At 72.5% G+C, this 5,487-nt stretch carries 8 protein-coding genes and 1 pseudogene; 7 read left to right on the top strand and 2 right to left on the bottom strand.

All coding sequences use genetic code 11. The features are described 5' to 3' along the window. Positions 1–82: 82 nt before the first annotated feature. The 4 genes and pseudogenes from DKL51_RS05425 to DKL51_RS05410 all read left to right on the top strand — a co-directional run. Positions 83–520 (top strand): annotated as a pseudogene (locus DKL51_RS05425) (FtsB family cell division protein); the annotation flags it as partial. A gap of 34 nt (positions 521–554) precedes the next feature. Then, positions 555–1,112, top strand: coding sequence for a DUF501 domain-containing protein (locus DKL51_RS05420; protein ID WP_109945627.1), 558 nt, complete (start codon positions 555–557; stop codon positions 1,110–1,112). Continuing rightward, entirely contained in the window at positions 1,109–1,618 is a 510-nt protein-coding gene (locus tag DKL51_RS05415; protein ID WP_109945579.1) for an amino-acid N-acetyltransferase, read from the top strand. The genes DKL51_RS05420 and DKL51_RS05415 overlap by 4 nt, the downstream gene beginning before the upstream one ends. A gap of 499 nt (positions 1,619–2,117) precedes the next feature. After that, positions 2,118–3,056, top strand: a complete 939-nt coding sequence (locus tag DKL51_RS05410; RefSeq protein ID WP_109966802.1) for a Ppx/GppA phosphatase family protein — start codon at positions 2,118–2,120, stop codon at positions 3,054–3,056. A 17-nt stretch (positions 3,057–3,073) separates the two neighbouring features. Here DKL51_RS05410 and DKL51_RS05405 read toward each other — a convergent pair whose 3' ends face one another. After that, on the bottom strand, positions 3,074–3,760 hold the full coding sequence (locus DKL51_RS05405; RefSeq protein WP_109966803.1) for a hypothetical protein: 687 nt from the start codon (positions 3,758–3,760) through the stop codon (positions 3,074–3,076). 86 nt (positions 3,761–3,846) lie between these two features. Between DKL51_RS05405 and DKL51_RS05400 the strand changes: the two genes are divergently transcribed. Next, positions 3,847–4,197: a VOC family protein gene (locus DKL51_RS05400; RefSeq protein WP_109945582.1), complete on the top strand. Its 351-nt coding sequence runs from the start codon at positions 3,847–3,849 to the stop codon at positions 4,195–4,197. Positions 4,198–4,203: 6 nt separating this feature from the next. On the opposite strand, the gene DKL51_RS05395 is transcribed toward DKL51_RS05400, so the two are convergent. Further along, a complete protein-coding gene (locus DKL51_RS05395; protein WP_109945583.1) occupies positions 4,204–4,833 on the bottom strand; it encodes a LysE family translocator in 630 nt (209 codons plus the stop codon). 74 nt (positions 4,834–4,907) lie between these two features. On the opposite strand from DKL51_RS05395, the gene DKL51_RS05390 reads away from it, so the two are divergent. Beyond that, positions 4,908–5,240, top strand: a complete 333-nt coding sequence (locus tag DKL51_RS05390) for a PadR family transcriptional regulator (protein ID WP_109945584.1) — start codon at positions 4,908–4,910, stop codon at positions 5,238–5,240. Beyond that, a partial coding sequence (locus DKL51_RS05385) for an HAAS signaling domain-containing protein (protein ID WP_438819649.1) occupies positions 5,237–5,487 on the top strand: 251 nt, incomplete at its 3' end. The genes DKL51_RS05390 and DKL51_RS05385, both read left to right, overlap by 4 nt.

The raw sequence follows: 5,487 nt of genomic DNA, 5'->3' as shown, positions 1-5,487 counted from the left end.
CCCGGTGTGCGGCGCTGCTGCATCGTCACACCCCTCCCCCGGAGCTTCGTCGCGTCAGGCCGAACGGTAGCGCGGGAACGCCGCCGCCCGGCGTACGGCGGCCGGCGGCAGCGCCAAGCGGCTCTCCGCACCTCAACCCCGGCGCTTCACCGGGCGGGCCACCGTGCTCTTTGCGGTGCTGATCGCGCTCGCCCTGGCGTACACCTATCCGGTCCGCGTCTACCTGGACCAGCAGGCCGACATCGAGCGGATGGAGGCTTCCCAGGCCGATCAGCGCAGGCGGATCGAGGACCTCTCCGCCGAGGCGGCCAAGTGGCAGGACCCGGCGTACATCGAGAGCCAGGCCCGGGAGCGGTTCTTCATGGGCAAGCCCGGCGAGACCCTGCTGGTGGTGCTCTCCGACCCGGAGGGCGCCGCCAAGGACGCCGGTCGGGGCGCGAAGCCGGCGGCGCCGAAGGCCCCGGACCCCTGGTACGACACGCTGTGGTCCAGCGTCCAGGCGGCCAACGCCGACAAGTGAGCAGCACCTGAGCGTCGAACGAGAGATGGGCACCGTGACTGTCGTACCACCGCAGGACCCGGCGGCGGGCTCCGTACCCCCGCCGGAGCGGCAACCGGCCACCGAGGCCGACCTGGCCGCGGTGGCCGCGCAGCTCGGACGCCCGCCCCGGGGCACCCGGGCGGTGGCCCACCGGTGCCCCTGCGGCCTGCCCGACGTGGTGGAGACGACGCCGCGCCTGGCCGACGGCACGCCCTTCCCGACGCTGTTCTACCTGACCTGCCCCCGGGCGACGGCGGCGTGCAGCCGGCTGGAGTCGGCGGGGCTGATGAAGGAGATGGCCGACCGGCTCGCCGCGGATCCGGAGCTGGCCGACCGCTACCGGGCGGCGCACGAGGACTACCTGGCCCGCCGGGAGGCGATCGGGCACGTGCCGGAGATCGCCGGCATCTCGGCCGGCGGCATGCCGGGTCGGGTGAAGTGCCTGCACGTGCACCTGGGGCACGCGCTGGCCGCCGGGCCGGGGGTCAACCCGTTCGGGGACGAGACGCTGGCGCTGGTGGAGAAGTGGTGGGCGGCCGGCCCGTGCGTGGACGTGCCGGCGGACGAGTGAACGCCGAGGAGATCGTCGTCCGGCGGGCCCGCACCGGCGACGTCCGCGGGATCCGGCGGCTCGTCGACACCTACACGGACGACCGGCGGCTGCTCAGCAAGGCGACCGTCACCCTCTACGAGGACGTGCAGGAGTTCCGGGTGGCGGCGACGGGCGACGGCACCGTGGTCGGCTGCGGCGCGCTGCACGTGATGTGGGAGGACCTGGCCGAGATCCGTACGGTGGCGGTGGACCCGGCCTGCCGGGGCCGGAAGATCGGGCACCGGATCGTCGGGGAGCTGATCGACGCGGCCCGCGAGTTGGGTGTGGCCCGGATCTTCGTGCTCACCTTCGAGACGGGCTTCTTCGCCTCGTTCGGCTTCCAGGAGATCGACGGCGCGCCGGTGCCGCAGCCGGTCTACGAGCAGCTGCTCCGCTCCTACGACGAGGGTGTCGCCGAGTTCCTGGACCTGGAACGGGTCAAGCCGAACACCCTCGGCAACACCCGCATGCTGCTGCGCCTCTGAGCGCCCGCCCTGGGGCCGATCCTCAGTTGCGGCCCCACCGCCAGCCGTCGCGCCGTCCCGTCGTGCCCGGCCCGCCGTCCCGTCGTGGCTGCCGTCGCGTCGCGCCTCCTGCAACCAGGCGCTGATCGATCACCGCCCGTATCCGCCTGCTCAGGACCAGCACAACCGCTCGGCCGCTTTGCTCTGCTGCCTCATGCGCAACAGTCACCGACCGTGCTGACGCGCTGGCGCCCCACGCCGACCTTGTCAGAAGAACCCGCAGCTCAACCTGGTGTTGCGTGGGCTGCAGCAGAGCAAAGGACGGGGACGGTTGTCGTTCCACGACAGCGACCGTCACCCGCCGTGAGACATGGGTCGAGTAACGCTGCGTGAGCGAGGACGGGCCGTCTCCACCGTGCGGCGGGCCGGAGCGCCGGGCCGGCATGCTGCCGGGCGGCCGGGACCGGGACGGGCACAGGCAGCGTCGGCCTGCCGTAGGGTTGCTGCCGTGACGACGCGTGTGGCCGCCATCGACTGCGGGACGAACTCGATCCGGCTCCTGGTCGCCGACCTGCCCGATCCCTCGGCGGGTCCGCAGGCGCCGCTGGTCGACCTGAGCCGCCGGATGGAGATCGTCCGGCTGGGCCAGGGCGTGGACCGGACCGGTCGGCTCGCGCCGGAGGCGATCGAGCGCACCCGGGTGGCCCTCGCCGACTACGCGGCCGAGATCGAGAAGCTCGGCGCCGAGCGGGTGCGGATGTGCGCCACCTCGGCGACCCGTGACGCCGCGAACGCCGCGGACTTCCGGACCATGGTCGAGCAGACCCTCGGCGTGGCCCCCGAGGTGGTGACCGGTGACGAGGAGGCCCGCCTCTCCTTCACCGGCGCGGTCCGCGGGCTGCCCGCCGACGCCGAGCCGCCGTACCTGGTCGTCGACATCGGCGGCGGTTCGACCGAGTTCGTGGTCGGCACCCGCGAGGGCGGGGTGCAGGCAGCCATCTCGATGGACATCGGCTGCGTGCGGATGACCGAGCGGCACCTGCACGACGACCCGCCGACCCTGGACGAGATCGCCGCCGCGCAGGCCGACATCGCGGTCGCGGTGGACCGGGCCCTGGAGGCCGTGCCGGGCCGCGAGGCGGCCACCCTGGTCGGGCTCGCCGGTTCGGTCACCACCGTGGTCGCCATCGCCCAAGGCCTCCAGGAGTACGACCCGGCCCGCATCCACCACGCCCGGGTGTCGTACGACCAGGTCGCCGACGTGACCGCCGACCTGCTCGCGAAGACCCGCGAACAGCGGCTGGCCATCCCGGTGATGCACCCGGGCCGGGCCGACGTGATCGGCGCCGGCGCCCTGGTGCTGCGGGTGATCATGGAGCGGGCCGGGATGCCCTCCGTGGCCGCCTCCGAGCACGACATCCTCGACGGCATCGCCTGGAGCCTCGCTCCGCGGGACTAGCGGCGGCGACGTGAGAACTACCTGGACGGGTACGACCTCGACGCCTGGCGCGGCCAGTCCGACGACCGCCCGAACCTGTCGCCGGAGTCCCCGGACAGCAAGCCGACCCACTCCGAACTGCCGCCCGAGCCCGAGCCGCCGGCCCGAACCGGCTCCGGCTCCGGCGTCCGGCCTGGACTGCCGAGGCCGAGGCCGTCCACGCCGAGTGGGCGGTTCCGCCGCGTTGCGGGCGGAATGACCTCGTCCGGTACCAGGGCCGCGGGTGCGTCGGCCGCCGGCTGCGGCCAGCGCTGCCAACGGCGGATGCTGACCACCCCGACGAGCAGCAGCGAGCCCACCAGCAGCGTCGTCCCGGTCCGTACGGGAGTCGCCAGATCGATCTGGTGGCCGCTCACGGTCAGTTTGTGGTCGAGCAGTCTCATCAGCGAGGTCGGGCTGATCAGCAGGCCCAGGTAACTGGCCGAGTAGACCAACCCGGTCAGCGCCGCGCCCAGCGGGGAGAACCGGAGCGTGGCAATGAGCCCGAGCAGGATCCCGGCAGCCGCCAGCACCAGCACGGGTCGAACGAAATCAGCGCTGTCCAGTGCGCCGCCGTCCTGCGCATTCGCGAACGCCTGGGCCGACCGATCTTGGCCGAGGGCGAACAGGAGCCAGGCCAGCGGACCCACGACGGCTGAGGCGAGCACGGTTCCGATGTGTCGCATCCGGGCAAGGTACCGATCTTCCGCGCGGATCAGCAGGCTCGATAAGCGAAACTTAAGTCACCGTCATCCGGGCCTAGTCTCAGGGAGTGACGGTCAAGCGCATCAAGCCGAACATTCGCTCCGACGACTTCGAGGCCAGCCGCCACTTCTACCGGGACCTGATCGGGCTCGGCGGTGGTGACGGCCTCGACTGGATCCTGTTCTTCGGTGGGGGCACCCGCGAGGTCCAACTCTCCGTGATGAAGCTGGACGTCAAGGCGGGAGTCCACCCCGACGTCTCGATCGAGGTGGACGACGTCGACGACGTGCACGCCCGGTGCGTCGCCGCCGGTGCCGAGATCGTCTACCCGTTAACCGACGAGCCGTGGGGGCTGCGCCGGTTCTTCGTCCGCGACCCGAACGGCGCGGTCATCAACGTGACGCAGCACGACGAGTGAGTCGGCTCAGAGCCGTTCGGTGGCCAGCCGGGCGCTGAAGCCGAGCAGCGCCACCCCGGTCAGCCCGTCCAGCCAGCGGCGCACCCGCCGACGCGACAGCAGCTCGCGGGCCCGGTTCAGGGCGCCGACCAGCACCAGCAGGTACCCGAGCGACAGGACCGCGTGGCTGAGGGCGAAGACGAGCAGCACCGCCAGCGGCGCCGAGCCGCCCACGAACTGGGGCAGCACGGCCAGGTAGAACGCGAGCACCTTCGGGTTGGTGATGTTGGAGAGGAAGCCCTGGCGGAACCCGGTCAGCGCCTGGCCCGACGGGGTGTCGGCGTCGTCGTCCAGCGGCGCGTACCGGCCGCGCGAGGCCGAGCGCCAGGCCTGCACCCCGAGGTACGCCAGGTAGGCCACGCCGGCCCAGCGGATCGTCTCGAACAGCGGCTGGGAGCGGACGATCAGCGCGCCCAGCCCGGCCGCCGCCGCAACCCCCTGTACGGCGTTCGAGCAGGTCACCCCGAGCGCGCTCCACCGGCCCCGGGCCCGACCCGCGGCGAGGGTGTTGCGGGTGACCACCGCGAAGTCGGGGCCGGGGATGAGGATCAGCACCGTGGCGAAGACCAGGAACGACCCGTAGCTGCTCCACGACATGCCTTCGACCCTACGACGACCCGCGGGTAGTGTGCTCTTGACGGTACTACGCAATCCACACTACTGTCGGGAGCGTGGATACCACCCAGCTCCTGAAGGGCGTGCTCGACCTCGCGGTTCTCGCCGTCCTCAAGGATGAGGACGGCTATGGGTACGACATCCTGCGCCGGTTGCGCGAGGCCGGCCTCGAGGAGGTCGGAGACGCCTCGGTCTACGGCACGCTGCGCCGGCTCTTCGCCGCCGGCCTGCTCACCACCTATGTCGTGCCGAGCGAGTCCGGCCCACACCGGAAGTACTACGCGCTCAACGCCGCCGGCCGGGACCAGCTCACCCGCTCCGGCAAGACCTGGCGCTCCTTCGCCAGCACCATGGACGCACTGCTCGAGGATCGGGGGATGGCGGCATGACCGTCACGGAGCAGGAGATCGCGGACTACGTCGACCGGGTGCGGGCCGCGCTGGCCGACCTGCCGCCCGCCGTCCGCGACGAGTTGACCGAGGACCTGCCGGAGCACCTGACCGAGGTGGCCGCCGAGACGGACGGCTCGCTGGTCGACCGGCTGGGCGAGCCCGAGGCGTACGCGGCCGAGCTGCGGGCCGCCGGCGGCGCCGACGGGCCCGGCACTGACCGGCACCTCGACCGGCGGATCGCCGC

It is taken from the genome of Micromonospora globispora (assembly GCF_003857015.1).
Taxonomy (GTDB): domain Bacteria; phylum Actinomycetota; class Actinomycetes; order Mycobacteriales; family Micromonosporaceae; genus Micromonospora; species Micromonospora globispora.
Note: the sequence above shows the minus strand (reverse complement) of the source record. Positions and strands in the feature narration are given on the sequence as shown.

Coding starts and splice junctions, on each gene's coding strand:
- DKL51_RS05395 (WP_109945583.1), bottom strand. CDS start 4,833: ATGTCGTGGAGCAGCTACGGGTCGTTCCTGGTCTTCGCCACGGTGCTG.
- DKL51_RS05405 (WP_109966803.1), bottom strand. CDS start 3,760: ATGCGACACATCGGAACCGTGCTCGCCTCAGCCGTCGTGGGTCCGCTG.